The sequence below is a fragment of the Carnobacterium sp. 1290_CSPC genome (assembly GCF_001053265.1).
Taxonomy (GTDB): Bacteria; Bacillota; Bacilli; order Lactobacillales; family Aerococcaceae; genus Aerococcus; species Aerococcus urinaeequi.
On sequence record NZ_JVVG01000057.1, the window covers coordinates 1 to 221 of the forward strand.

The window sequence follows — 221 nt, forward strand, 5'->3', positions numbered from 1 at the left end:
CTATATAAAGACCTTTACCATTTAACGAAACCCCTAGGGTTTAAGCAACCAGTCGCTGTGTTCGTACGCAATCGTAACTACACTTATCATCAAGACGATACCTATTCACTGACGACCAATCAAGGGCGAATTAAAGTGTCTTGTGATAAGCAACATATCGCTTATCTTCAACAATTTAGCCAGAATGCTTACAAGTTCGGTCAAGCTGAATTACTCTGTCG

General features: G+C 40.3%; 1 protein-coding gene. It reads left to right on the forward strand.

Translation table 11 applies throughout. From position 1 onward, the window contains the following. Window positions 1-221: hypothetical protein (locus tag AC973_RS04930; RefSeq protein ID WP_048728047.1), on the forward strand; the 221-nt coding region annotated here is incomplete at both ends.